The organism is Gemmatimonadota bacterium, from assembly GCA_021295815.1.
In the GTDB taxonomy this organism is placed as follows: Bacteria; Gemmatimonadota; Gemmatimonadetes; order Longimicrobiales; family Gaopeijiaceae; genus JAGWBQ01.
Genome location: JAGWBQ010000004.1, coordinates 100,938 through 126,005, shown reverse-complemented (window position 1 = coordinate 126,005; position 25,068 = coordinate 100,938). Strand labels below are relative to the sequence as shown.

21 protein-coding genes are annotated in these 25,068 nt (G+C 67.4%); 2 read left to right on the top strand and 19 right to left on the bottom strand.

Annotated elements, in window-relative coordinates:
• Nucleotides 1-204 precede the first annotated feature (204 nt).
• From ftsZ to J4G12_02530, 19 genes are all read right to left on the bottom strand, one after another.
• Nucleotides 205-1,473 carry a cell division protein FtsZ gene (ftsZ, locus tag J4G12_02620; protein MCE2454699.1) on the bottom strand — a complete coding sequence of 423 codons (1,269 nt, stop codon included), beginning with the start codon at nt 1,471-1,473 and terminating at the stop codon, nt 205-207.
• An 18-nt stretch (nt 1,474-1,491) separates the two neighbouring features.
• Complete coding sequence (gene ftsA / locus J4G12_02615; GenBank protein ID MCE2454698.1) at nt 1,492-2,709, bottom strand: cell division protein FtsA; 1,218 nt, start codon at nt 2,707-2,709, stop codon at nt 1,492-1,494.
• On the bottom strand, nt 2,706-3,488 hold the full coding sequence (locus tag J4G12_02610; GenBank protein MCE2454697.1) for an FtsQ-type POTRA domain-containing protein: 783 nt from the start codon (nt 3,486-3,488) through the stop codon (nt 2,706-2,708). Before J4G12_02610 ends, ftsA begins: the two co-directional genes overlap by 4 nt.
• Entirely contained in the window at nt 3,481-4,965 is a 1,485-nt protein-coding gene (locus J4G12_02605) for a UDP-N-acetylmuramate--L-alanine ligase (GenBank protein MCE2454696.1), read from the bottom strand. The genes J4G12_02610 and J4G12_02605 overlap by 8 nt, the downstream gene beginning before the upstream one ends.
• Before the next feature lie 3 nt (nt 4,966-4,968).
• Nucleotides 4,969-6,156, bottom strand: a complete 1,188-nt coding sequence (gene murG / locus J4G12_02600) for an undecaprenyldiphospho-muramoylpentapeptide beta-N-acetylglucosaminyltransferase (protein ID MCE2454695.1) — start codon at nt 6,154-6,156, stop codon at nt 4,969-4,971.
• Nucleotides 6,149-7,489: an FtsW/RodA/SpoVE family cell cycle protein gene (locus J4G12_02595; protein MCE2454694.1), complete on the bottom strand. Its 1,341-nt coding sequence runs from the start codon at nt 7,487-7,489 to the stop codon at nt 6,149-6,151. Before J4G12_02595 ends, murG begins: the two co-directional genes overlap by 8 nt.
• Nucleotides 7,486-8,958, bottom strand: a complete 1,473-nt coding sequence (gene murD / locus J4G12_02590; protein ID MCE2454693.1) for a UDP-N-acetylmuramoyl-L-alanine--D-glutamate ligase — start codon at nt 8,956-8,958, stop codon at nt 7,486-7,488. The genes J4G12_02595 and murD overlap by 4 nt, the downstream gene beginning before the upstream one ends.
• Complete coding sequence (mraY, locus tag J4G12_02585) at nt 8,958-10,064, bottom strand: phospho-N-acetylmuramoyl-pentapeptide-transferase (GenBank protein ID MCE2454692.1); 1,107 nt, start codon at nt 10,062-10,064, stop codon at nt 8,958-8,960. The genes murD and mraY overlap by 1 nt, the downstream gene beginning before the upstream one ends.
• Before the next feature lies 1 nt (nt 10,065).
• On the bottom strand, nt 10,066-11,544 hold the full coding sequence (locus J4G12_02580; GenBank protein MCE2454691.1) for a UDP-N-acetylmuramoyl-tripeptide--D-alanyl-D-alanine ligase: 1,479 nt from the start codon (nt 11,542-11,544) through the stop codon (nt 10,066-10,068).
• Nucleotides 11,541-13,028, bottom strand: coding sequence for a UDP-N-acetylmuramoyl-L-alanyl-D-glutamate--2,6-diaminopimelate ligase (locus J4G12_02575; GenBank protein MCE2454690.1), 1,488 nt, complete (start codon nt 13,026-13,028; stop codon nt 11,541-11,543). Before J4G12_02575 ends, J4G12_02580 begins: the two co-directional genes overlap by 4 nt.
• Nucleotides 13,010-15,145 carry a PASTA domain-containing protein gene (locus J4G12_02570; protein MCE2454689.1) on the bottom strand — a complete coding sequence of 712 codons (2,136 nt, stop codon included), beginning with the start codon at nt 15,143-15,145 and terminating at the stop codon, nt 13,010-13,012. The genes J4G12_02575 and J4G12_02570 overlap by 19 nt, the downstream gene beginning before the upstream one ends.
• Entirely contained in the window at nt 15,142-15,426 is a 285-nt protein-coding gene (locus J4G12_02565) for a hypothetical protein (GenBank protein ID MCE2454688.1), read from the bottom strand. The genes J4G12_02570 and J4G12_02565 overlap by 4 nt, the downstream gene beginning before the upstream one ends.
• Entirely contained in the window at nt 15,426-16,367 is a 942-nt protein-coding gene (rsmH, locus tag J4G12_02560) for a 16S rRNA (cytosine(1402)-N(4))-methyltransferase RsmH (protein MCE2454687.1), read from the bottom strand. The genes J4G12_02565 and rsmH overlap by 1 nt, the downstream gene beginning before the upstream one ends.
• Entirely contained in the window at nt 16,367-16,795 is a 429-nt protein-coding gene (locus J4G12_02555; protein ID MCE2454686.1) for a hypothetical protein, read from the bottom strand. Before J4G12_02555 ends, rsmH begins: the two co-directional genes overlap by 1 nt.
• A 470-nt stretch (nt 16,796-17,265) precedes the next feature.
• Entirely contained in the window at nt 17,266-19,008 is a 1,743-nt protein-coding gene (locus J4G12_02550; GenBank protein MCE2454685.1) for a tetratricopeptide repeat protein, read from the bottom strand.
• A gap of 272 nt (nt 19,009-19,280) precedes the next feature.
• On the bottom strand, nt 19,281-19,715 hold the full coding sequence (locus tag J4G12_02545; protein ID MCE2454684.1) for an acyl-CoA thioesterase: 435 nt from the start codon (nt 19,713-19,715) through the stop codon (nt 19,281-19,283).
• Complete coding sequence (locus J4G12_02540; GenBank protein ID MCE2454683.1) at nt 19,712-21,331, bottom strand: AMP-binding protein; 1,620 nt, start codon at nt 21,329-21,331, stop codon at nt 19,712-19,714. Before J4G12_02540 ends, J4G12_02545 begins: the two co-directional genes overlap by 4 nt.
• 144 nt (nt 21,332-21,475) lie before the next feature.
• Nucleotides 21,476-22,855, bottom strand: a complete 1,380-nt coding sequence (locus J4G12_02535) for an FAD-dependent oxidoreductase (protein ID MCE2454682.1) — start codon at nt 22,853-22,855, stop codon at nt 21,476-21,478.
• 23 nt (nt 22,856-22,878) lie between these two features.
• On the bottom strand, nt 22,879-23,400 hold the full coding sequence (locus J4G12_02530) for a cytochrome c (protein ID MCE2454681.1): 522 nt from the start codon (nt 23,398-23,400) through the stop codon (nt 22,879-22,881).
• Between the two features lie 199 nt (nt 23,401-23,599).
• Between J4G12_02530 and J4G12_02525 the strand changes: the two genes are divergently transcribed.
• Both J4G12_02525 and J4G12_02520 read left to right on the top strand, forming a co-directional pair.
• Nucleotides 23,600-24,391: a hypothetical protein gene (locus J4G12_02525; GenBank protein MCE2454680.1), complete on the top strand. Its 792-nt coding sequence runs from the start codon at nt 23,600-23,602 to the stop codon at nt 24,389-24,391.
• A gap of 131 nt (nt 24,392-24,522) precedes the next feature.
• Nucleotides 24,523-25,053, top strand: a complete 531-nt coding sequence (locus J4G12_02520) for a DinB family protein (GenBank protein ID MCE2454679.1) — start codon at nt 24,523-24,525, stop codon at nt 25,051-25,053.
• Nucleotides 25,054-25,068 lie beyond the last annotated feature (15 nt).

The following is a 25,068-nucleotide window of genomic DNA, read 5'->3' as shown; positions in this document are numbered from 1 at the left end:
CCCGCGTACGGAGCCTGTTCCTCGCAGCCGGCCAGCACGAAGCCGAGGCATAAGAGCGCCGCTCGGCCACGGGGGTTTTGGCGCACCTGCGATCGTCCGCCGGGTGCGGATCCCATGTGCGCCGACGCTCCTTCTTGCGCTGTCGACGGTTCGCACGCGCCGATCCGGGCAACCAGCTTCTTTTCGTGGTGACTCACCACAGGCTCAGTCCATCTGTCGGAGAATGAAGGTGGGGATCTCGAGGTCTATCATACCACCGGGCTCGCGTTCCGGTGCGCTCTGACGTCGGGCGGCCACGGGTCCACCCATGGGCGGCAGGCCCTGGCGAGGGGTCTGGTGGGTGCGGGCGCCCCCGCCGTGCCCCTGGTTCGCCCGACCGGCCAAGGGATCGTGTCGGTTCCACGGACTCGGCGCCGACCCTCGCAAGGACGCCGGGGCCGCACCTGCCCGTAGCGCCCGACCGGTCGACGAGACGGGGCCTCTCCCCTCCGGAGTCAGAATGTCCGCTTCGTCGGCTCCCTCGAAGCCGGTGGCGATGACGGTGACCCTGATCAGCCCCTCGAGCTTGTCGTTCGTCACCGTGCCGAAGATCACTTCGGCGTCGTAGCCGGCCTCCTCGCGCACCATGGATATGGCCTGAGACACCTCGCTCATCGCCACGTCGGGGCCGCCGCTCACATTCACCAGAAGGTCGGTCGCGCCACTGATGCTGACATCGTCCAGGAGGGGCGACGAGATCGCCTCTCTGGCCGCCTCCAAGGCGCGATCGTCTCCCGTGGCCTCGCCCGCGCCCATGAGTCCGGGACCCTTGCCGAGCATGACGGTCCGCACATCGGCGAAATCGACGTTGACGTCGCCCGTCTCGTGCACGAGGTCGCTGATGCCTCGGGTCGCGTTGAAGAGCACTTCGTCCGCTTTCTTGAGCGCCTCGCGCACCGAAGCTCCCTTGGGCAGAACCGTGAGGAGACGCTCGTTCGCCACCACGATCATGGTGTCGACGGCCCTTCTCAGCTCCGTCAGACCGCGACGGGCGTAGTGCAGCCGCTTCGGCCCTTCGAATCCGAAGGGCTTGGAGACGATCCCGATGGTGAGCGCACCGAGCTCGCGGGCTATCTCGGCGACCATGGGTGCGGCGCCGGTCCCGGTTCCACCTCCCATCCCGGCGGTCACGAAGACGAGGTCGGCGCCTTCGAGCAAGGCGCGAACTTCCCGCTCGCTCTCCGCGAGGGCCTGTCGACCCACCTCGGGTCTCGCTCCCGCACCGAGGCCGCGAGTGAGCCGGGCACCGAGCTGGAGCTTGCTGCCCGCCTTTGAGCCGGAGAGGGCCTGGGCGTCCGTGTTCATGGAGATGAACTCGACTCCGTTCAGGTGCTCCTCGACCATGCGATTGACGGCGTTTCCTCCTGCACCGCCAACTCCGACGACCAGCATCTTTGCGTTCGGCAACGCGTCGTCGTTGACCTCGAAAACCATGTTCATGACATTGCTCCGTTAGAAGAAGTCCTTGAGCCAGTCGATGGCTCGGCGCGGCAACCTGAATGCGAGGGAAGAGTCCCCGCCGGCGCGGGCGAGGTCGCTCCCCCAGAGAGCGAGTCCGGTAGCGACCGCGAAGCGCGGTCTGGCGACACCGTCGGCATGCGACCTCATTCCCTCGTTGGGAAGGCCGATGCGCACCGGGCAGGTGAAATTCCGTTCGGCGAGCTCGAGAATGCCGGGTATGCCGGCGGTGCCGCCGCAAAAGACCACGCCGGCGGAGAGCTCCTCCAGCGATACGGCGCTTTCTATGTCGTTCTGGACCAGGGTGAGCACCTCGCTCAGGCGTTGTTCGATTATGTGCGAGATGATCTCGCGGGCGACCGATCGGACCTGACCGGGTGAGGGACTCGGCATGTCGATCGACTCTCGCGGATCGACCATGTCCGCCATGGCGGTACCGAATTGCTCCTTCGCCCGGCGGGCCTCCGGGTAGGAGAGAGAGAGTCCGCGAGCGAGATCCCCGGTCAGGGCTTCGCCCCCGAAAGGCAGGATCGAGACGTGCTCGACGCGATTCTCCCTGAAGACCGCGATGCTCGTCGAGGACGACCCTACGTCCGCGACCGCCACTCCCAGCTCCTTCTCGTCCCTGGTGAGGATCGCACGCCCCGCCGCCAGAGGCTCGAGCACGATGCCGTCGATGTGGCAGCCCGCGTCGTTCACCGCTCTGCGAAGATGGTCGGCGCCGGTGATGATCGAGGTCACCACGAAAGCGTCGCACTCGAGGCGGACGCCCGACATTCCCGCCGGGTGCGCGATGCCGGCCTTCCCGTCGACCCGGTAGTCCTGCGGAATCACGTGGAGCAATTCGAGGTCGGGTGGCAACGCGACGGCCTGAGCCACCTCGTGGCAGCGGTCGATGTCGTCCTGGGTCACCTCGCCTCGGGCAATGGCGCTGACGCCGAGCGAGCTGCCGCAAGCCACGTTCGAGCCGCCGATGCCGACCCAGACAGCGTCGGTCGTCCGGCCGGCCATCAGCTCGGCCTCGCCGAGCGCGGCCCGGATGGACTCCGTCATCGCGGCGATCTCGGTTACGTCGTCGCCGCGCACCCCTTCGGTCCGGGCCTGGCCGACCCCGAGCGCCTGCACTTCCTGGCCCGAATCGCCGGCTTCGGCGATCACCGCGCAGGTCACGGCCGAACCCACGTCGAGACCCGCGACGAGCGTCGACTTCATTTCACCCCCTCTTCCTGGGCGGGGACGAGCGCATCTTCCTCCGCATTGCGCGGACTCCCCTTGTCGGAGCTCTCGTCCTGCCCGGTGACACTCACCACCACTACTCCGTCGAAACGCAGGTCGACGGCGGACGGTTCCCTGCCCTTGGATCGAGCGTCGGCGAGCGCGGCGGCGCCCATTCCAATTCGATCGGTCGTCACGCCATGCGGCATCAGGAAGGTGACGTTCGAAGCGACCAACCTTGCCCCGTAGGCGGTCTCGTCGAGGGCCTCGACCTCGGAAAGGATCGAGAAGAACTCGCTATCCTCGCGCCCGAGTCTCGCGAGCTCGCGATAGAGAGCCGACGCACCCTCTCCACCAACCGGCGCATGGACCAGGGGCAGATCGAGCCGAACCTCGTCCAGGTCGATAGGCAGAAAGACCCCTTCGCCGTCCACGGGCTCGAGCAGAGGCGTGGGCACCAAGGCCACCGCCTCCCTCTCCACGACCGCCACGGTGATCTTCCGCGGCAACGAACGCCTGACCTCGGCGGAGAGCACGAGAGGGTGAGCGACCAGACCGTCGACCCAGTCACCTACACGATCCAGGTAGGAAGCCTCCGCCGGGATGGTCATCGCCGCCAGGGCCTCCATGGAGCTGAGGTGCCTGAGGCCGGTGAACTCGACTTCGCCGACCGGTACCGCCCGCCGGACTCCTTGCCGGATTTCAGTACGGAACGCTACGCACGCACCTGCGAGGGCGAGCGCCAAGACGAGGAGCGCGGTGCGGGATTTACGCATGATAAACTCCTGCGAATCGGCGTCGCCTCCGGACTGAAGCGCCGGCCGGCACCTCTTCCAGGCGTTTCAGCACCTTCCGTGCCAGACTCTCGATCGAACCCGCTCCCAGAGTCAGGAGGAGATCGCCCGATCCGAGCTCGTTCGCCAGTTGGGTGGGCATCTCGTCGATCTCCTCCGTGTAGCGAACGTCGGTGTGGCCGGCGGTTTCGGCCGCCGTGGCCACCATCTCCCCGGTGACGCCGGGAATAGGCGGTTCGCGAGCCGGGTAGATCCCGGTGATCCAGACCATGTCGGCGTGGGAGAGCGAGGCGCCGAAGGACGATGCGAAATCCCGGGTTCGGCTGTAGAGGTGGGGCTGGAAGACCGCTACCAGACGTCGGTCCGGGAAGCGGGCGCGAGCGGCGCCGAGGGTCGCCCTTATCTCGGTGGGATGGTGGGCGTAGTCGTCGATGAACACGGCGCCACCGACCTCGCCGACGAACTCGAAGCGCCTCTTCACCCCTTCGAAGCAGGCCAGAGCCTCGAGAATGTCGTCCCAGGACGATCCGAGGCGCCGAGCGACGGTAGCGGCCGCGAGCGCGTTGCGAAGGTTGTGATAGCCTGAAAGGCCAAGTCCGAGCTCTCCCGCCCGGTACCCCCTTTCCATCACAGTGCAGCGAATGCCCCGGGTACTCGCATAGACGTTTTTCGCCCACACCATGGATCCGGCGGCAAGGCCGTAGGTGATCGCCTTCACTTCCGTCCTCGCGAGAAGAGTGGAGGCGCCGTGGTCGTCGGCGCAGACGATCACGGTTCCGCCCGGTTTCAGGCCCCTGAGGAAGGTGGCGAACGCCCGCCTGACGCCGCGGGCGGTTCCGTAGGTGTCCAGATGATCGGCCTCGACGTTGGTCACGACCGCCACATCGGGCGTGAGTTCGTGGAAGGAACGATCGTACTCGTCGGCCTCCACGACGAAAAGATCGCTCCCGCCCAGACGCAGGTTGCCCGACCAGGCCGGCACCCAGCCGCCGACGAACGCGGTCGGATCGTGCCCCAGCTCGGCGCAGACGTGCGCCGTAAGGGCGGTCGTCGTCGTCTTGCCGTGGGTCCCCGACACGGCGACGAGTTCTCCGCTGTTGACTATCGAGCCGAGCGCCTGCGCCCGCTTCAGAACCGGTATGTCCCGCCTGCCGGCCCTCGCGAGCTCTTTCTGGGAGGGCGGTATCGCGGAGGACACCACCAAAGCGCACACGCCCTCCAGGTGAGCCGGGTCGTGGCCCACGCTCACATCCACACCTTTTTCACGGAGAGCCGCCAGGGCCGGGCCGTCGACGAGGTCGCAACCGCTCACGCAGATCCCTTTCCGCGCCATGAATTCGGCGAGAGGGCTCATGCCTTCGCCGCCGACGCCCATGAAATGGACCCGGGAGCCGCTCGATCCGACGAGCTCCATCAGGTCGGGGGGAGAAACTCGGGGGGTGCTCCACGGAAGCTTCATGGTTCAGATTCCCTCGGTGGGGGGCAGAAACCGGGCGACTGCACATGCGATCCGGCGCGAAGCTTCGGGACGTGCGCGAACGCGAGCCGCGCTGGACATCTTTGCGAGACGTTCTTCGTCCCGGAGCAGCGAATGGACGGCCGCTGCGAGCGAGGCCGCCGAGAGCTCGGTCTCCTCGATCACGCGGACCGCGCCGGCATCGGCGAGAGCGCGGGCGTTGATGGCCTGGTGATTCGCGGCTGCGGTCGGGAGCGGCACCAGGATGGCGGGCAGCGCGGCGTTGCAGATCTCCGCCGTGGTCATCGCTCCGGCACGTCCGACGGCGAGGTCGGCGGCCGCGAACGTGGAGGGCAAATCTTCGATATAGGAGACCGCTTTCAACCACCCGGCGCCCGCCGCTGAGATCTCGCCCGCGAGAGTTTCGCGATGTGCGCGGCCGTACGCCCAGAGCACGACGGGGCCTTCGTTCCCACCCTTCGCTGCGGAATCTTCGTTCTTCGCCTCGCCCCGAGCCCAGTCCAGCATCGCGGAATTGATGGCTCGAGCTCCCTGGCTTCCGCCGGTGACGACCACGAGGCGCGTGTCTTCGGCGACCCCGAGGGCGTTCCTGACCTCGGCCCTGGCATCGGCATTGGGTGGACGGACCGGGTTCCCGCTCACGGTCGAACGCTCCCGGGCTCGGCGCGGCATGTGCTTGCGGGCCTCCGGGAAGGCGATGTGCACCTGCGCGGCCCAGCGGGAGAGGACGCGCAGAACCAGGCCGGGGTACGCGTTCTGCTCTTGGACGACGAGAGGTACGCCCAGCATGATCGCGGCCAGGCTCGCCGGTGCGGCCGCGAAGCCCCCGGTGGCCACGACCGCGCATGGGCGCAGACGGTGGAAGTGCAGCAGGGCCCGGGTCGTCGCCAGCTTGAGAAGGGCGATGGCGGCGAAAAAGCCGTACCGACGGGATCGGTCGAAGGAGCGCACCTTGAAAAGGTGGTGGAGCTCACCCCTCTGGGGCAGAATGCGCGCCTCGATCCCCCGTCGCGCACCCATGAACACGGCCTTCACTTCCGGGCGGTCGCTGCGGAGCGCGTCGGCTATGGCCAGGGCGGGATAGAGATGGCCGCCCGAACCTCCTCCGGCGAAAACCACCACCGGCCGGCGCTCTCGGCGCTCGCGCGAGTTCCTCCACAGGCTGCTATGCATGGCCTCCCCGCGACAAGAGTGGCCGTGCCTGCTGCGCTCGCCTTGCCGGCGAAGGGCGCCCTTCCCGGTCGATCGGGGCGGCGCGGGACCGGCGAGCGACCGCGACAATGATGCCGACCGCGATGAGCATGGCCACGAGGTTCGAGCGTCCGTACGAGATGAACGGCATGGAAAGCCCGGTGGTCGGAACCAGCGCCAGAGAGACCGCCATGTGCAGAAACGCATGTACCGCGATCATGGTCGTGAACCCAATGACCATCAGCCGTTCGAAGGAGGTGCGCGCCTTCCCGGCAACCTTGAAGCCCGTCACCGTCAGCCCCAGGAAGGCGAGGGTCACGCCCAGTACCCCGAGGAAACCCCACTCCTCGCCGATTAGCGCGACCGCGAAGTCGTTGTGAGGCTCGGGAAGAAATCCGAACTTCTGCCTACCCTCCCCGAAACCCACGCCCCCGAACCCGCCCGAGCCCATGGCGAGCAGGGACTGGTTTACCTGGTAGCTGCTACCGGAAGGATCGGCGGTCGGGTCGACAAAGGCCGTGATCCGTTGCTTGCGGAATCCGACGTTCAGCTGATGCAGAAGAATGGGAATAGTGACGATCGCCATGCCGACGCAGTGCTTCAGGCGGACTCCGGCGGCGAATGCGACCGCGAGCCCGAGACCGATCACCAGAACCGCAGTCGAGAGGTCGCGTTCGAGCACGATCAGCGACGCGACCACTCCCCAGACGATCAGGAGCGGCAGGATCCCTCTTGCCAACGAATTCAGCCTGGAAGCTCGCCTGGTCACCGCCGAAGCGGTCCAGATCACGATCACGAGCTTCGCGAGCTCGGAGGGCTGGCCGGTGACGGGGCCGATCCTGAGCCAGCGGCGGGCCCCCTTGATCTCGGGAGCGATGGCGTGCGTCTGGGGCAGAACGACTATCAGAAGCGCGATCAGGGTGAGCAGGAGGGCGGGAATCGCGGCCGCTCGCCAGAACCGCGGAGGAACGAAGGCGCAAACGGCGAGGAAGGAAATGCCGACCAGCGCACCGGCGGTCTGGGAAACGAAGAAATGGTCGGCAGGGAGCCCTCGCTCCATGGCGAGAACCGAGCTACCGCTGTAGAGCGACACGAGCCCGAAACCGAGAAGAAGCAGGGTCAGGGTCACCAGCGCTCCCACCTCCCAGCCCGAACCCGAAGGCGCAGGTGACGCGGTCGTCGCCGACCCGGTGCGCACCGGCACGTGGATGGGTCCCTGCCCGACCAGGGCGCTTCGACGGCCCCTCGAGCGGAAACGCCCGGCGCGAGCCGCTCCGTTCGCAGGCTTCCGGTCCCTGCGCGCAGGCCTCATCATGGTCCGGCCTCCACCAGCTCGCGGAACGCATTTCCGCGGGCGGCATAGTCGTCGAACTCGTCGAAGCTCGAGCACGCCGGCGAGAGCAGCACGCAATCGCCCCTACAGGCGGTGTCTCGAGCCCGAGCTACGGCGGTGGCCAGGTCGCTTGCGACGTGAAGTTGTGCCAGTGCGAGCTCGCGGGCCAGCCTCGGCCCCGCCTCGCCCATCGCGATCACAGCCCGCACCGTATCCCCTCTGCGGACCAGGTCGGAGAGATCCTCGCCCTTGTCCTTGCCGCCGCAGATGAGGACGATAGGGCGGTCGAGGGAGGTGATGGCGCCCCGCGCCGCCGCCAGATTGGTGGCCTTGGAGTCGTTGACCCAAAGGACGCCCTCACGTTCGGCCACCGCTTCCAGCCGGTGCGGGAGACCGGGCGCCGACCTGAGGCCGCGCGCCAGCGCCGCCTCGTCCGCTCCCGCCAGCGAGGCCGCGACGAGCGCCGCCAGGGCGTTGCCGACGTTGTGGCGACCCAGAAGGGGGAAACGCTCGCGCGGGAGGATCCTCACCCACGCGTCGCCGGCGCGGTCGTCTCCGACGCCGCCGCGTCGGCCTTGGCGCGAGAGCCGACCGGCCCGCGCGAGAACACCTTCCGACACGCATAGGGATCCGTCGGCCAGGACCCCGTGGACCGCTCCCGACCGCGCGGTCGCGGCACCACCGGAGGCGTCGAAGCGGTAATGGGTTCCGGCCGCCGAGGCGAAGGTGCGGGTCACCTGCTCGTCGTTGAGCGGAAAGACCCAAGAGGTGTCGGAATCCGCGTTCTTCGCCAGCCGCGCCTTGTCGGCGTAATAGCTGGCCGTGTCCGGATAACGGTCCAGATGATCGGGCGCGAGGTTGGTGACGACCGCCACGTCCGGCCGGAGACGTTCTATACCGGCGAGCTGGAAAGAGGAGAGCTCTAGGACCCACCACTCGGCCGGGTCGGGATCGAGAGCCAGGCGGGACGCGGCCGGAGCCAGGCCGGCACCCACGTTGCCCCCCAGAGCCACGCCCGTTCCGGCCTCCTCGAGCAGCCGGGCCGCGAGCATCGCGGTGGTCGTCTTCCCGTTCGTTCCGGTCACGGCCATCAGCGAGCCTCCATGGAAGCGAACGGCGAGCTCGGGCTCCGATATCCAGCGCCGGCCGCGAGCCGCGAGCTCCCGGAACACGGGAGCGCGTGGCGGGATCCCGGGGCTGGCAACGATGAGATCGCTCTCCGCGATCCGGGCCGGATCGTGGCTTCCGAGGTCGATGCGGACACCTTCGTGCTCGAGCGCCCTAAGGCGGGCCGGAGCGGCGACCTCGGTATTCGCGTCCGAGGCGTAAACCGTTCCTCCCTTGGCGAGAGCGAGCTCCGCCGCGGCCATACCGCTTCTGCCGAGACCAAGGACCGAGACCCTGGCGCCTTCGAGCGATCCGGAGCGAAGTTCGAGGCGTTCATCGTTCATCACCGTATCTTGAGCGCCGCCAGCGCCCCAATGGCGCAGAGCAATCCGGCGACCCAGAAACGAACGACCACCTTGGACTCCTTCCACCCCAGCTTCTCGAAGTGGTGATGGAGCGGCGCCATGCGCAACAGCCTCCTCGGCTCCCCGGTGCGCCACCGCGTAAACTTGAAGAAGCTTTTCTGGGCGATAACGGAAAGAGCCTCGGCCACAAAGACGCCTCCCGCGATCACGAGCAGGAATTCGGTCTTGACAAGGATCGCCAACACTCCCAACGCACCACCTAGCGCAAGCGACCCGGTGTCGCCCATGAACACGCTCGCGGGATGCGAGTTGAACCAGAGGAATCCGATGCAAGTGCCGATCAGCGCGGCGACGAAGACGGTGAGTTCACCCGCTCCGGGCAGGTGGAAGAGGCCGAGGTACGCGGAGGTGTCGACTCGGCCCGCCAGGTAGGCGTAGAACGCGAAGGTCGTCGCGGCGATGGCGACCAGGCCTGCGGCGAGTCCGTCCAATCCGTCGCTGAGGTTTACGGCGTTCGAACTTCCGGCCACCACGAAGGAAGTGAAGAGAACGAAGAAGAGCGGGGCGAAGGCGAACTGGAGATCCGAGAAGAAGGGCAGCGCCGTCACGGTCGGCTCGTGGGACGAGAGCGGAGACGCGATGAGGAAGATCCCGACCGCCATGCCCACTCCGGCCGGAGCGAAGAGCTTCACCTTGTCGACCAGCCCGTCGGCGTTACCGCGTGAGATCTTGAGGTAGTCGTCCACGAACCCTAGCGCCCCGCAGACGAGGAAGCTCGCGAGCGCGATCAGAACGTAGGGGTTGGTCAGTTCGGCCCAGAGCAGCGTCGATACCGTGGCGGCCGAAATCATGATCAGCCCGCCCATGGTCGGTGTGCCCTGCTTTCCAAAGTGCGTGTGAGGACCGACCTGACGGATCACCTGCCCCCACCTCTTGCGCCTGAGCGTTCCGATGATCGCAGGCCCGACGATCCAGGTGATCAGCAGGGCCGTAATGCCCGCCGCCGCCGAGCGGAAGGTGATGTAGCGAATCACGTTGAAGCCCGAATGCAGCTCCACCAGCTCGGGGAAGAGGTGATAGAGCATCTCAGATCCCTCCCCCGCGGTTGTAGCCGGCTTCCGTGTCGGCAGGCCCGGCTTCCTCCGCGTCGGCGCCTGAGAAATCCGTCGCCAGGAGCGGTATCACACCCTCGAGCGCCACGCCCCGTGACGCCTTGAGGAGGATGATCTCGTCGCCTTGCAGGCGTTCGCGAAGCGCGGGATAGGCGTCGCTCCAGTCGTCGGCGAGGATGACCCGTCCACTGTTTGCTTCGAGAGCCCGGGCCGCGTCGGCGAACTCGCCGGTGGCCACGATGAGGTCGATCCCGCGGTCGAGCGCACCCTTGAGAGCGGCTCGGTGGAGTGCCGGGCTCTTGGCTCCGAGTTCGAGCATCGTGCCCAGGAAGGCCACCGAACTGCGCGGGGCACGGATTCGACTCCGCTGATGGAGCAGGTCCAGGGCCGCCTCCAGACTCTGCGGGCTGGCGTTGTAGCAATCCACCACCAGCTCGATCTCGCCCATGGACCTGAGCTCGGAACGCATGGCGCCCGGTTGGACCGACTCCAGCTTTCGCACGGCTGCGGCCGGTTCGACGTCCATCGCCTCCGCGACGGTCAGAGCGATGAGAGCGTCGGTGACTGCGTGACGCCCGGGAATGCGGAGCCTCACCTCGAGATCTCGCCAGGTGAAGAGCGTCCCGCCGTTGGGAGTGTGCCGCACGTTGCGAGCGCGGAGGTCGGAATCGGCGAGGTGGCTCGTACCGGCGACCCGGACATCCTTCCTGATCTCCCGCGCTCGCTCGGCGAGGATCGCCGGACGGTCCCCGACGATCGGACGCGCTGCCACGGCGGGCTGCGCCCGGAGCAGCGAGAGCTTCTCCGCGAGCACTCCCTCCAGGTCGCCGAGCTTCTCGATGTGGGCGTCGCCGACCGTGACTACGACCGCCAGGTCCGGAGCGGTCATAGCCGCCAAGGCCGCGATCTCGCCGGGCTCGTTCGTGCCCAGCTCGAGCACGGCGGCCTCGGCGTCGGTCGGCATGGCGAAAAGGGTCAGCGGTACTCCGACGCGATTGTTGCGGTTGCCGGTCGTGGCGTGGGTCGAGAAGGCCGCGCTCAGGGCGGCGGCCGTGAAGTCCTTGGTGGTCGTCTTGCCCGACGAGCCGGTGATTGCGATGACGGGCGCCTCGGCTGCGGAGCGGCGGTAGGCGGCGAGAGCTCCCAGGGCCTCGAGCGTGTCGGCGACCCGGTATTCGAGGACGCCTCCCTCGCCGACGAGGGCTCCGCCGGTCGGACTCCTCGACACCACGACTCCGGCGGCTCCCCCGGCTACGGCCCGGCCCACAAAGGCGTGGCCGTCGAACCGGTCGCCCACCAGGGCGACGAAGAGCTCGCCGGGCGCGACCGAACGTGAGTCGGTCGAGATCCCGGTGTAGACTCGGTCGCCCGCATCTGGCGCGTCGGGCTCGCCGCCGAGCAGCGGCTCAAGCGCCGCCCTCACCCGGGCGTCGTCCCAGCGGTAGAGGCTCATGAGCCTCCTCCCCCGCCGGCCGCTCGCTTCCCGACCGCCTCGAGGACTACCTCGCGTTCGTCGAAGGGGACACTGCCCTCAGCGAAGATCTGGTAGCGCTCGTGGCCCTTCCCGGCCAGAAGCACCGTGTCGCCTGGCTCGGCCCCGTCAATGGCGAGGGAGATCGCCCGGCGGCGGTCGGCGTCGCGCGCGAACCGGGTTCCGCCGAGGCCGGCGGCGATGTCGTCCATGATCCTCTCCGGATCTTCGCCGCGGGGATTGTCGGATGTGAGAACGACCGTGTCCGCCAAACGCGCGGCGGCTCCCATCTGGGCGCGCTTGCCTCGATCCCGGTCTCCGCCGGCGCCGAAGACCACGATCAGCCGGCCCTTGGTCAGCGGCTTCAGTGTCGCGAGCACGTTCTGCAGCGCATCGGCGGTGTGCGCGAAGTCTATGTAGACCGAGAAGGGGGTCTCCACGACCCGTTCGAGCCGCCCGGGTACCTGGGGGGCCTCGGCGAGCAAGGCCACGGCGTCGCGCCGATCCACGCCCGCCAGCTCCGCGACGCTCAGGGCGGCCAAGGCGTTCGAGACATTGAACCGGCCCGGCAACGGCAGCCTGGCCGAGATCCGTTCGCCGTACCAGCGGCAGGTGAACTCGGAGCCGAGGGAGGAGGCCGCCACATCTTCCGCCCCGACGCTCGCCTCGCCGCCGGCGAGCGAGAAGGTCCGCATCCGCCTTCCTCCGCCATCCAGAGCGTTCCAGGCGGGATCGTCGGCGTTTACCACGATCGAGCCGTCGGCGGCGATCAGCTCGGTCAGTCGCTTCTTGGCGTCGAGGTAGCTAGCCAGATCGCCGTGGTAGTCGAGATGATCCTGCGTGAAATTGGTGAAGACGCCGATGTCGAACTCGATCCCGTCCAGGCGCCGCTGGTCGAGCGCATGAGAAGAGGCTTCCATGGTGACGGAGACGGTGCCAGCGTCCGCCAGCGAGCGCAGGGTGGCGGCCGTCTCGACCGGTCCCGGCGTCGTGAGGGCCGATCCCGGCTCGGCGGGCGTCCGCGTACCGACCACGCCCACGGTGCCGACCGCCGCCGCCGGCCCGAGTCGGCCCAGGAGGTGTCGCGTGATGAGCGAGGTCGTAGTCTTGCCGTTCGTTCCGGTGATCCCCACCATCGTCATGCTGCGGTCCGGGTGGTCGGCGAGGAACGCCGCCGCCACAGCGGCCGCCCGTCTGCCGTCCGAGACCACGAGCTGCGGAATCTGCACACTCTCCACGGCTCGTTCGACCACTGCTCCCGACGCGCCGCGCCGCGCTACAACCGGCAGGAAGTCGTGAGCGTCCACAATGCTCCCCTTCCAGGCGCAGAACAGGTCGTCCGCCGCGGTATTCGTCGAATCCTGGCTCGCGCCCGCAACCTCGGTGCGCAAGTCGCCCCGGGAGCCGACCAGCACCCCGGCTCCGGCCAGTACCTGAGCGACGGCCGCTAGCGTCTGCCCGCCCACGGGGAACCCCGGGTCATGATGCGAACGGTGTCGCCTCGGGAGATGGCCTCGCCTGCGGTCGGGACGGTCCCGACGACCCGACCGGAACCTGCCCAAACGATCCTGAGGCCTGCGGCGTGCAGTCGTCTGGCGGCGACCCGGGCCTCCAGACCCTCCACCTTCGGCACGACGCCCGGTTCGGGAATCGGTGGGCTTCCCAGCGACCTTGACCCGGAGCCGGACGGTCCCGAGCCTTCGAATCCGAATGCGGTGAATCTTGGGCCGGCAGCCTCACCGTCCGACCGGAAGGATCGGCCGACGAAGGCGTTCGGGCGACCTTCCTCGGCCTGAGCCAGCAGAGCTCGTCGGTCGAGATGCTGCTCGCGCGAGGCGAGAATCGCCTGCATGGCGGCGCGGGTGACCGGCGCTGCCACCGCACCGCCGTAGTATTCCCCCTGCGGGCGTTCGAGCTTGACCACGATGAGGAGCTGCGGCGCCTCCGCCGGGAAGGCTCCGACGAACGACGACGAGTAGGCCCCGTCTTCATAGCCCCTGTCCGGGTCGTAAAGTCTGGCCGTGCCGCTCTTGCCCGCGACCTTGAAGCTTGCCAGGCGGGCCGCCGTGGCCGTCCCGTCCTCGACCACCTCCGTCAGCACTTCCATGATCGCGTCAGCGGTCGCCGCCGAGACCGGACGCCGAACTGCGGCAGGCTCGTTCGACGCCACCACGGCGCCGTTCCGGTCGCGAACCTCCCGGACGAGGAGCGGTTTCATGAGCCTGCCACCGTTGGCAAGGGCCGAGTAGGCCATGGCCAGCTGGATCGAGGTCACCGAAACCTCGTAGCCGATGGCCAGCGAAGCCGCCGACTGGGCGGTCCACGCCTCGGGACGCCTCAGCATCCCGGAGACCTCGCCGGGCAGTTCTATCCCGGTCGGGGTGCCCAGCCCGAAATCGCGAAGCAGCTCGTACTGGGCTCCCGGACTCAGGGCCTGCGCCGCCTTCGCCACTCCCACGTTCGAGGAGATCCGGAGCGCATCGGCGACCGTCATCGCCCCTTGGGCGCCCACGTCGTGGAGAGTGCGGCCGTTGATCGTCCACCTACCGTCGTTCACCTCCACCGAATCGTCGAGCGAGGCCGCCTCGCGTTCCAGCAGCCCCGCCACCGTGATCGGCTTCAGGGTGGAACCGGGCTCGAACGGCGTGGTGACCGCCGCGAGCGAGGCTGCGCCGTCTCTCCTCGACGCCAGAGCCAGTATCTCTCCGGTTCTGGGATCGGCCATGACGATGTCGCCACCGACCGCCCCGGTTTCGAGAATCGCTTCGTCGATGGCCTGAAGCGCTATCTCCTGGAGCCCGAGGTCGATCGTGGTCACGACGTCGAGCCCCGCCTCCGGCTGCACGACCACGACGCGGCGGCCGGGAATCTCCCTCCTCCGCCCATCCCGAACGAGCATCTCGCGTCCGGGCGTGCCTTCCAGGAAGGAGTCGAAAGCCTGCTCGATCCCGCCGAGTCCGGTTCCGTCGCTGACCTGGCCGATCAGATGGCGCGCGAGCTCGCCTTGCGGAAGGTGGCGCGAGATCTCGGGAAGGAGATAGACGCCGTCCAGTTCGTTCAAGGCCGAGAGCGCGATCGACGAATAGCGTCCCGGCAGCACGACCCAGAGGCGGTCGGATTCGACGGCCTTCCGTACCCGTCTCTGGTCGAGTCCCAGCTCGGCGCTCAAGAGTCTGATCGCGGCCTCGGCCTCCCTGAGCTCCCGAGGAGAGATCCCTACGGAGTAACGTGTGACGGAGATCGCGATGGGAGTGCCTTCGCGGGCAAGGATGCGACCTCGAGGGGCAAGAGCCTCCTCTTGGCCGATGTGCTGCCGAGCCGCGAGCTCGCTCCACTCGCGATGCTCCACGAGCTGAACCTGGGCGGCCCTCCCGATGACGGTCGCTCCGACGAGCATCAGAAGCACGAGGAGGACGGTCGAGCGGCCAGCGTCCTCGGCGGGCGCCTCCCGGTCGCGGGAACGCGGTCCCGGCGCCGGCGGCCTGAGGACCGCCTTGTCGGGGGCGGGCGGGCGCTTCGTGGCCTTGCGCAGGGCCGAACCCGGCGAGAGGGAGCGTCGTCTCCTCGATCGGAAGAGCTTCATCGGTCGTTCCCCACCGGAAGCAGCACCAGCTCGTTTCCTGAGGGCGTGCGCATGCCCAGGAGCTCGGATGCCCGGGACGAGACCATCCGACGGGAGAGAAGCGCCCGAAGCTCCTCGCTCACCAGAGTGACGCGTTCTTCCATCTGCGCGTTCTGGCGGCGGAGCTCGTCCCGGCGCTCCAGCGCGTCCAGGCTCGATGCCTGCCGGCTCGCGACCGCGCCGAGCACCCCGAGCGCCGCCAGTATCAGGACCACGATTCCCAGGTAGACTCGGCCGCGCATCAGGCCGCCCTCCTCCACGCCCGCAGGCGCGCCGATCGCGCCCTGTGGTTGCGCCCGATCTCGGAATCCGACGGCCGGAGCGGCCTCCGGGTCACGACTTCGCCCAAGGAACGGGCTCCGCAGGCGCAGGCCGGCAGTCCGCTCGGGCAGACGCAGCCGCCGCTCCACTCCCGGAAGGCCCGCTTGACTATGCGGTCCTCGAGGGAATGGTAGCTGATCACGACCAACACGGCATTCGCGCGGAGCAGGTCCCTTATGACCTCCAGTCCGCGACCGAGCGACTCCAGTTCCCGGTTCACCGCGACGCGCACGGCCTGAAAGACTCTGGCTTTCTCCTGCGCTTTCGGAAGGCGACCCAGGGTTCTGGCGAGGGCGGCCACCAGGTCGTCGCTCGTCGCCATGCACCCCTCTCGACACCTGCGTGCGACCTGCTTGGCCAACGCCCGCGCTCCGACCACCTCGCCGTACGCCTTGAATAAGTGAGTGAGCTCCTCCCTGGTCGAACGGGCGAGCAGTTGGGCGGCGTTCTCCCGATCATCCTCTCCGCCCCGCGCCATGCGCATGTCCAGCGGGGCGCCGCGAGCGAAGGTGAAACCGCGCGCCTCGTCGTCGAGCTGATGCGAGCTCACACCGAGATCGAGCAGGGCTCCGTCGAGCCCATCCGAGTCGAGCTCGTCTGCGGATATCTCGGAGAAGTTGCCGAGCACGAGCCGGAACCGCCCGGTAAATCCTCCATCTCCGAGGACTCGACCCGTGGCGCTTATCGCCTCCGGGTCGATATCGACCGCCACAAGTCGACACTCGGCCGCCGCGCCCAGAATCGCGCGGGCGTGGCCACCGCCGCCTGCCGTACCGTCCAGGTAGAGCGCCCCGTCCCTCGGCGCGACCAGCCGGACGACCTCCCGGGTCATCACCGGTTCGTGGTAGCTCGGGCCGGTCATCAGAAGATGTCCTCCGGGATGTCGACATCCTCGAAGTCGTCGCCGACAACCTCGTTATATCTGTCGAGGTTCCACAGCTCGATCCGGTTTCCGGCGCCCAGGACCTTCACGATGCCGGCCAGGCCGCACTTTTCCCGGAGTTTCTTCGGAATCAGGACGCGACCCGTCGCGTCGACCTCTAACGGAGTGGCACTTCCGAAGGCCTTTCTGTACGCTCTCGCCTGCTTCGGACCCTGAAGCCGGTAGGCCGTCAGTCGTTCCTTCAACGCCTCGAAGCCCTCGGCGGTGTAGAGGGTCAGGAAATCCCGGTGGAGCTGCACGACCCAGAGCGATCCGCCGGGCACGGCCCGGCGATGCTGTGCAGGCAAATTGATCCTTCCCGCACCGTCGATGCGATGATCGTAGCCGGTCGCGAAGTCGCCTTGCATGAAGCCTTGGTGGTAACCTGGTAGTGAGTTGGCGAGAGAATGGTTACAAGATGCCGTGGAAGTAAGTTAGCGGGAGGGGCGTAGATACGCAACTTGGAGTTTACCGAAACTCCTCGTCCGGGGCGGCAGGTCGCCGACGTGCCGTAAACCCTTACGAACACTGGGTTTATGGCCTATTGCCAAGGCTCCGAAACACGGGCTATTTCCGAACGTTTCCCGATAATACCGAACGTCCGCTCGGACCGTCCATGACGCGTCAATTGTCGCGTTTCGACGTTTTTCGTCGCCGAGAGACGGTCGCCCGTGACGCTGGCAGAGCGGCCGAGCGGTCGCCTTTGATGCAGAAAACCCGAGAGAGTCCGAGCAACAGAAAGCCCCGAGGCCGCATCAGGCGGCTCCGGGGCCTGATCCGATCCCCCTCCCGTCACCGGGGGAGGGAAGACCGGGTGTCTAAAAGAAAAGTCGGTTCGTCAGACGCCGCCCCGGCGGATGATCGCCTCCTGAATGTCGACGTACTGGGTCGCCGCCGCCACGATTTCGTTTACGTTGGCCGTCCTACCGCTGGAGGCAGCGTATTCGGCTGCTCCGTCCATAAGGGTGATTACCCGCCTGAAGTCGGGCAGCGTGGCGTTCGCGCTCGCCAAGGTGCTAGGCTCCTGGCGCCTGACAGCGGACTCATAGAGAGAGTAGCCGTGCAGGAAATCCGCCTTGCTCACGAAGCCGGACGATACGCCTTCGATCTGCTTGGCCGGCACCAGACGCGTGATGGTGTACGTCCAGTCGTTTTTCTGGTAGCCGTTCAAGGCGGCGTCGTTGTACAGGATGTTGCCGGCCGCATCGGCGTCGGTCCGACCGGTGGCGACCGCACGGGTCAATAGAGCGACGGCATCCTCGAGTTGGTCCTGCACCAACAGGATCGTCGCCTTGCGAACCGCGAGGTTCTGGTAGTTCGGGTTGATGGCCTCGAGCTGGTTCAATGCCTCCAAGGACTCGTCGAGGTGACCGGAATCGAAGAGCCCCTGGGCGTAAATCGACCAGATATCCGGCTCTTCCGCGTGGGTCTCCGTCGCCCTCGCGCCCAGCTCCAAGGCGCCATCGACATCACCTAACTGGAGGTAGGCGGCCATGACGTTGCGAAGCCGCCCGACTTGGGTCTCGGCACCCCTCGCGTCGTACAAGCGACCGTAAGCGTCGATGGCCTCGCGGTAGTGGCGCTCCGTCTCCGGATTGAGCTCGGCGGCGGCCCCGCCGGTGTTGGCCTGCTCGGCGGCGTTGAAGGCGAAATTGCCGTACTGCTCCCAGAGGTCGACGTTCTCGGCGTCGAGTTCGAGACCGGCGGAGATGAGCCCCATGGCGCCGACAGGGTCTCCGGCCTGGGCCAGCCCCCACGCGACGGTCATGCGTGTCCCAGCGTTCATTGGGTTCAGCTCGAGGTACTTCTCCAAATAGCCCCGCGCGACGAGCTTGTCTTCCTCGGTCTCGGCGATCTGCGTCGCGACGTAGCCGGCGCTTTCGTAAGCTTCGGCGTGAACGGCGTCCGCCGCTATCACGGTTTCCAGCTCCTCGAGCGCCTCCGGGAGACGGTTCATCTCCATGAGAATGCGGGCCCGACGGTATCTGACCGAGTTTGCGGTGGGATTGAGTCGGAGGGCGTTGTCACACTGGCGCAGGGCGTTCTCCCATTGCTGGCTCGCCTGAGATTCGGCGCAGAATTGGCGTGACCGGACAATCTCGACGTAGGTGTCGAACTCCCCGAGGATGTGGTCGGCGGCTTGCTCGTAATCCTTCTCGGCAACCGTGTGGGGCGTGATATCGAGCTTTTCGCTCGTCTTCATGTCCCAGATTTCCGAAACGAAGGCGTAGCGCTTGCCGGCCTCCTCCGTATAGGAGCCGCACATGACGATGGCGGCGTCGATGTGGCTCGAGAGCTGCCGGGCTTGGACGCAGGTGAGGTCCTCGATGTTCAGGTCGAAGTTCTTGACGGCGTCCTTGATCTCTCTCTCGGGGATCGCGACGTAGAGCGGGTGCGTCCGGTTGATGATCTCCTGAAGCTTCTTGCTGATCTCCTTCCCGAAGCGGTCACTGACCTCCTCGGCCGGCGTGAAGTAAGGGATCAGGATGCGCGGGCGCGCGGCATCCTGCGCCGCCAGATCAACCGGGGCGTCGACGATCAGAGTCGCGAGCGCGACGGCAGCTACGAACCTTCCAACCATTTCCTGTTCTCTCCCGGGGTGCCTTCCCCGCTTCACACCCTCCGCGGGTGTGCGTCCGTCGCAGGTTCCGCGACGTATCTGGGCTCTTCTCCGGTGGCCGGCTCTCACTGGCCATCGGTCTAAAGTGGACGAATAAGTTAAGCACATAACGATACCACGTAAAGTTGGTCGCGGTCGGCGCATCCGGCGCCATCCCGCCCGCTCACGCCCCTCGCCGTCCGCGGTCCGTTCGCCATTCCAGGTCCGGGTGCCGCGGAAGCCGCTCGCGCCCGTCAGCCACTTGAAAAGGGGCCGTCGAAGTCGGTGAACTTCTCCCGGAGGTCTTCAGGCACGGCGATCGAGCGCCCCTTGGCGAAGTCGTAGGTGACCTGGGTGCTGCCTCCGCACGCCAGAACGTCACCCTCGGCGTCGGCGACCTCGAACTCCATTTCGAAGCTGCGGCGACCGATGGCGCTCACGCGCACTCCCACCGTGAGGGTCTGCGGCCAGAAGATGCGCCTTCGCCAGCGCACATGCGCCCTGGCGAGCACGAAACCCCACTCGCCCTCCTCGGGCCACCCCATCAGCTCGGTCCAATAGGCCCAGCGCGCTTCTTCGAAGTAGACGAGGACCCTGGAGTGGTGAACGTGCGATGCCGCATCCAGATCCACGAACCGGACCTCCACGGGATGGTGGAAGCGGAAGCGGGCGTTCGAGTCGGGATTCACTTTCCGTCCTCCGGCGAAGCTGCGGCGATACGGAGCCGGCGCTTGTCGATCTTGCCCGTGGCGGTGCGCGGAATCTCGCGGATGAACTCTATTCTGTCCGGAAGCCACCACTTCGGGAAAAGGGAGCCGAGCTCGCGGAGGACCTCTCCTCTGAGGGAGTGCTCCGCGTACGTATCGGGCGGCGCTTTCGGGACCACGAAGGCGCAAGGCCGCTCCTGCCAGCGCGGATGGGGCATCGCCACCACCGCCGCGTCGGCCACGCCGCCGACGCCGGCGATGGCGTTTTCGAGCTGAACGGACGATATCCACTCGCCGCCTGAACGCACCAGGTCCTTGGAGCGGTCCACGAGCCGAATGTAGCCTTCGGCGTCCATCGTGGCGATGTCGCCGGTACGCAGCCATCCGTCGCGGAAGGCATCGGGGTCGTCCTCCGGGTCGCGTCCGAAGTAGGAGCCCGCAACCCACGGTCCGCGCACCTCAAGTTCGCCGACGCCGATGCCGTCACGGGCCAGCTCGCGGGCGTCGTCGTCGGTAATGCGCGTCTCCACCAGGGGAAGCGGTGTTCCCTGCGAGTACCGGGCCGACGAGCCCTCCGCCCAGCCGAACGCCGAGCCCGAATCCGGGGCGCCATCCGGGTCCCGAGGCCGAACCGGGGCGGTAGCCGAGCCCGGCCTCCGCCGGTTCGCTCGCGGATGGGTGACGGCACCCACCGGAGAAATCTCGGTCATGCCCCAGCCGGTGATCACCTCGACGCCCAACTCTTTCTCCCAGGCGTCGACAAGAGAAGGTGGCGAAGGTGCGCCGCCGGCGTGAATGCGCAAGTCCGGCGAAAGCGGCCGCGGTTCGCGGCGCAGCTCATCGAGCACCTCGTTCCAGATCATGGGCACTCCGGCGGCAAAGGTCACGCATTCCGCCGACAGCAGCTCCGCGACGCGCCGGGCGTTCGGGCGAGGACCGGGAAGCACCAGCCCCGCTCCGGTCATTGCCGCGGCGTAGGGCATCCCCCAGGCCGAAGCGTGGAACATCGGCACGACCGGGAGCACGGTGTCGCGCTCCGCGATACCGAAGCCGTCCGGAAGAGCTATGGCCAGCGCATGAAGCACCAGGGCGCGGTGAGAGTAGAGGACGCCCTTGGGGTCGCCGGTCGTTCCCGAAGTGTGGCAAAGACCGCACGCCGTCCACTCCGAGAGCTCCGGGAAGGGCTCCGACGGTCCGGCGTTCACTAGGGCCTCGTGGTCGGCCACCTCCAGCCGGTGGGGCACGAGGTCGCGCAGGTCGGGGTCGGCGAAGATCAGTCTGGAGCCGCCGTCCATGAGAATGCGGTCGATCTGTCCGGGCGCGAGCCGCGGGTTGACCGTGTGCAGCACCGCACCCATCGCCGGAACGGCGAAGTAGAGCTCGAGATGGCGGTGATGGTTCCAGGCAAGCGTCGCCACCCGGTCCCCGGGCTTCACGCCCGTCCGCCTCAGGGCTCCGACCATACGTGCCGTCCGATCCGCGATCCCACGCCAGGTGAGCCGCTCGCGTTCGCCGCCGTTACAGCTCACCACCTCGCGGGCGCCGAAGAGTGACCCGGCCCGTTCGATGAAGCGAGTCAGGGTGAGCTGGCGGTCCATGGTCGGAGCTCGGAGAGCGCCGACCGTCGGGATCGTTCCGTCCGGATGTGCGATCACGTCGCCGGAGCGCCCACCCGCGCGGCCGTGCCGCCCGATCATGCTTCGAGGTCTCGGAATCACTGTCCGCAGCGATATTGCGACCGATTACCGGTCGACCCAACCCTCCCCTTCCCCATCGGACCAGTTGCCCTCGTCTTCGGGAAACTCCTCCTCCGCGAGCCGGAAGCCCTCGTCCAGAGCGACGTCGGGATCGTCGGAAGCCCTTTGGTCGAGGACTCGCCGGGCGACGTACTCGCCGAGGACCGGCCCCTGCTTGAAGGACTCGGCCGATCCTCCGCCCGCCAACCAACCGTTGTCGAAGCCGGGATGCCGGTCGATGATGAAGTTGCGCGAGACCGTGCCGCAGTAGTGGCAGGCCCGGGTCTCGTTGATGGGCAGCTCGGCGAGAGCCGGAAAGTACTTGGCGAGAACTCCGCGCGGGCGGTCGTGGCGATCCTCCGGGATCCAGCGGATGCTTGTGTCGGGATCGTCGAAGCTGGCGCCGCCGGTGCGGATCCGGAATCCGCGGGAATCGCTGCCGAGCGCCGGCCAGCCCGTCACACCCGGGACGTTGTAGCTGGGACAGTTCGGGTGGCGGTAGCCCTCGTCTCCGGGCGGAGTCGCGAAGTAGTAGGTGTGGCCTACCGTGCTCGTGCGCAGCCGCCTTCCCATGAGTTCGGGGAAGTACTTGGGGAACCACGGACCGAGCGCGAAGACGAAGGCGCCTCCGGCCACCCTCTCGCCGTCGCCCACCAGGACATGGTCGATCCGCCGCCCGGCAGCCTCCGGAGGCCGCGCCTTGCCGATCACGAGCTCGCCGCCTTCCATCTGGAATACCTGTGCCACCGACTCCATCGCCCTGCGCGCGCGCACCACGCCGGCCCGGGGTTCGTAGAGGCCGACGTCCACGTCCGGCGTGCGGATGACGGACCAGCGGTAGCGGATCTCGTCCGCGCTCAACACCTCGTAGGGCCAGTCCATCTCCCGCCAGTTCTCGATCGACTGCTCCATGAAGGGCGTCATCTCGTCTCGCATGATGATGTCGCCGGTCGTGAAGAAGAGGCGCGGGAGCATGCCTTTCGCGAAGTGCTCCTCGTCCCACTCCTGCCAGCGTTCGATCGCGCGGGCGGCCCACTTCGACCAGTCGATCCCGTGCGGGCGGTCCCCGTAGGACGTGCGCACTCCCCTGGTCTCGCCTCCGGACGCCGATCGGGAGTTGCCTGGTCCGTACTGGTCGACGAGGGTGACTCTCGCTCCCAGCCGCCGAAGGTGATAGGCGGTCCAGGTGCCGAAGTTGCCGGCGCCCACGACCACCACGTCCGGCATTTGCCCTGAACGGACGAACGGCGCCCCACCCTCCTGCCGTTCGCTCGAAGGGCTGCGGTTCCCTCCGGACGCCGGGCCTCCGGTCGGCAGGACGAGGCCGGCGCCCGCTATGCCGACCCCTTTCCCGGCGGTCTTCAGGAAATCGCGTCTGTCGATCATCTGGGTGGTGGTTTGAGGGGGGGTCAGTTGGCGATCGCGGCCAAGCTGAGGCCTTCGAGCGCCTCTTCGTCGGCCGGGAGCTCGCCCTCGCCTGCATCCACTCCGTTCAGCCGGAGCACGTACGCCACCAGCGCCACGTATTCCGAAGGCGCCAGGGATCCGGGAGCGTCCTCCGGCATGGTGGAGTACATGTGCCGATAGAGATCGCCGGCGCTGCGTCTGCGCCATTTGAACTTGAAGGAACGGTCGCTGAACTCGCTCGACGAATGGCACGCGGTGCACGACGCCCTGAAGACGTCGCGTCCGAAGTTGGCCTGGTCGATGGAGAAGGCGAGAGCGGGAGCCTCGGTTTCGGATTCGTAAGGGGAGGCCGGGGCCTCTTCCGCAGGGATAGCCGCAGGGTTGGCGGGTAGGGGCGTCGGCTCCTCCGGCGCACTCGCGGTCGCAGGCCCCGACGAGGAGTTCGGCGCGGAGGCGCCGGGGCCGATGGTGGCTGCGGAACAGGCGCTCAGCATGCAGATCAGCGCGAGAGGTGAGATTTTCATGCGCGGAAGATGGCGCGGGTCGGGTGTGATGTGCAAGGTTGCGAAGACTGACGTCCGGGTCGGCACATCCCGTTCCGCGATGGACGGTCTGGCCTCAACGGTCGTACTTTTCTGAAACCGGGACCACCCGCCGAGCGTAACGGCCCGCAGGTGCAACACCCTTTAACTATCACGTATCACGGGAACGGAGCGAACAGCCATGTCGTTGAAGATAACCCGCACCACCGTTTTCGTCGCTGCGCTCGCGGGCCTCGCGGTCGCCGGCTGCGAGTATTCCGACGAGAACGACGTCGATGTGCCTGAGATCTCCGAGGCGGCGGAAGACCTCCGGCGTGAGGCGGACGAGGGATCGGCCGAGCTAGCCGGTGCGATCTCCGAAGCCGTTCAGGACGTCGCCGACGCGATCTCGGAGAGCGTGCAGGAGCTGGCGGAAGAGATCCAGGCGAGTCTGCCCGCGATCATCGAGGATCTCTACGCGCTCCCCTTTGAATGGAGCGACTCGCTTCTCGGCGAGAAGCTGGTGGAAGAGGCCGTCGATCCGGTGGACTTCTACGACCTCCTTCCCGACGAGCTCGGGAAGCTCGATCGCCTGGACCGTAACCGGGAGCGCGTGGGGTTGGCCGGATACACGCTTGCGATCGCGACAGCGACGTACTCGGGTCCGGGCAGGACGGACCTGGAGGTCGTCGTCGTCGACGTTGGCGCGCTTCCGCTACACGGACCCGACGGCGTGATCGGAGAGTTCGGGCAGGAGCTTGACGAACGGGACGGGCAGGGCTGGGCTCGCTCGATAACGTACCGCGGCCACCCCGGGTACATGGGGTTCGAACCTCGGCGCGGCTCCGACGGCGGGCAGGGAGACGTCGAGTTCGCGATCCTGGTCGAGGGCCGCTTTCTCGTGTTGATGGAAGCCGACGCCGTCACCGTGGAAGAGTTCGAGGGCATTCGCGACGGCTTCGACGTCGCCCAGCTCGAAGAGATGCGGAACTAGCCGGGATTCCCGGTGCGAGCTGCCGGATCAGCACGCGAGCCTTTGAGTCGACGGTTCGGTTCCGCTGAAACCAAGCCGGACTCGCGCGGTAGGACGCACTTCGCTCCCCTGCTCACCGAGCTCCGGAATCCATGATCCGTCCTCCCTTGTCGCACCGACCCGCATCCTTCGAGATTCATCCGTTCTACGCTCCTTACGTCGAGCGGGTTGTCGGCGAGACGCTCGAGGAGGCTCTCGAAAACGACTCGCAGGCTTGGGAGGAGCTCGTGGCCGATGTCACGCCCGCTCTCGAGCGCCACCGATACGCGGAGGGCAAGTGGTCGGTCCGCGAAGTGGTGGGCCACGTCGTCGACGCCGAGCGGATGTTCGCTTCCAGAGCGCTCGCGTTCTCCCGCGGCGACCGCGGTCCGTACCCCGGCTTCGACGAGAACTCCTACGCCCGTCACTCGAACGCTCACGAGCGGCCGCTCAAGGAGCTCGCATCCGAGTTCCGGAGCGTGCGCGCCGCGACCTCCACTCTGGCGCAGGGTCTCGACGGGGACATGTGGGACAGGGTGGGCGAGGCATCGGGGCGGAAGTTTTCCGTGCGGGGACTGCTCTGGATCGTCGCCGGTCACTCGGATCATCACCGACGTCTGCTGAAGGGGCGCTACCTGACCTGACGGTCCGCACGCGAC